This is a genomic window from Serratia sp. HNCC26DJ206 (assembly GCF_057180605.1).
Genome location: NZ_JBXUGP010000093.1, coordinates 1 through 1,588 on the forward strand (window position 1 = coordinate 1; position 1,588 = coordinate 1,588).

At 37.8% G+C, this 1,588-nt stretch carries 1 protein-coding gene and 1 pseudogene; both read left to right on the forward strand.

What is annotated here, in order from left to right:
- Positions 1 to 179: 179 nt before the first annotated feature.
- A pseudogene (locus AC2A1E_RS24025) lies at positions 180 to 368 on the forward strand (IS1 family transposase); the annotation flags it as partial.
- 133 nt (positions 369 to 501) lie between these two features.
- Entirely contained in the window at positions 502 to 1,050 is a 549-nt protein-coding gene (locus AC2A1E_RS24030) for a tyrosine-type DNA invertase (protein ID WP_484385848.1), read from the forward strand.
- Positions 1,051 to 1,588 lie beyond the last annotated feature (538 nt).

Here is a 1,588-nt window from a genome sequence, read left to right on the forward strand (position 1 = left end):
AGTAACTATTTATTTTACGAAAGTATATATTTAGGATGACTAAGTCATTCATTGTGTGAATATTTCACTTGACATTAATTGGATATTTATATTTATAATCCATCCCAATAGGCCCTATACACAAAATAATTTGAGTTGCTTGTAGGCGGCGAACACTGGAGACCACAGGAGCATGCCCGTATAGCCGGGAAGTACTGAAGGATAAATATTTGACCGGGAATATTTTCACTCAATGTATTGAACGTAACAACCTGACGTTAAGATCTCGCATTAAGCGTTTGGCTCGAAAAACGATTTGCTCCTCACGCTCAATTGAGTTACATGATAAAGTGATCGGGGTATTCATCGAGAAATATATGTTCTACTAATTGGAGTCATTACCATTTTTCTCATGAAAGGATATTTGTATGGAGGTGATTGAGCATTCGGTTTTCTTGAGCGTCACCAGGTTGCTTAATACATTCCAGTTAACACCTGTAATTTATAAAAAGAGAGGAAGTTATGAAAAATCGTAAATACCTAACAACATCGGAAATAAAGAGATTAATTAATTCAGTCAGGCAAGGATATCATGCAGATAGAGATTGTTGTTTACTCTGGATGTGTTTCCTGCATGGATGCCGCGTCAGTGAAATTAACTCATTACGTTTATCTGACATCGATTTAGAAAGCAGAACCATTATGATTAACCGACTAAAAAATGGGTTTTCGACCATACATCCGCTGTTTGAAATCGAGATAAAACCATTGCAACAATGGTTAAGTAAGCGATTGAATTACAACGGTAGTGATAGTGAATGGCTGTTTCTTTCACGCCAAGGCAACCGCCTTTCCCGACAGCAAATCTACAAAATGATGCGCAAATATGGGCGTGAGTCAGCACTGTCAATTGCACCCCATCCGCATATGTTACGTCACGCTTGTGGCTATGCGCTGGCGGATAAAGGAATTGATACACGCTTAATTCAAGATTATTTAGGGCATAGGAACATTCGTCATACGGTGCTATATACGGCAAGTAATTCGAGGCGGTTTTTAAATATCTGGTGAATTGTAACAAAAAATTACCAGGTGATCATTTTGGGCTAAACTGGAGCCCATAATAATGTCTGGAATTCCTTCATGTCAACCATCCTTTGATCTGCATCAATGTTTTTAAAAAAATCCTTTACATTCAAAAGATTAATTAGTAAAGAACGCCCATATCCACGCTTGTATCGTAAAAAACTGCTCCTTTCCCCTTTGAACGCGTATTTTCCACAAGAAAACAATTAAGCATATAATTCTATAAATAAGCCTAAAAAAGCAATTAACTCCAATCATATGGGCTATTTTCTTGCTTTTTGGCTCAAAAAACCAAGGTGTACAAAATAGCCCAAAATGACTACCTCGAGAAAGGCTCACTACGTATTAGTGAGCCTTTCTGATCAAGATGTTAATCAGGGGATAAATAGAATGCAACCGCATCATCAGATGCGATTGCACGACATTATGATGTGTTAGTTAAAAGGATTGTTTTCATGAACCGCAAAATTATCGCTGCAGCATTCTTGGCTTCCGTTGTGTCTATTCCTGCCGTAGTAGCAGC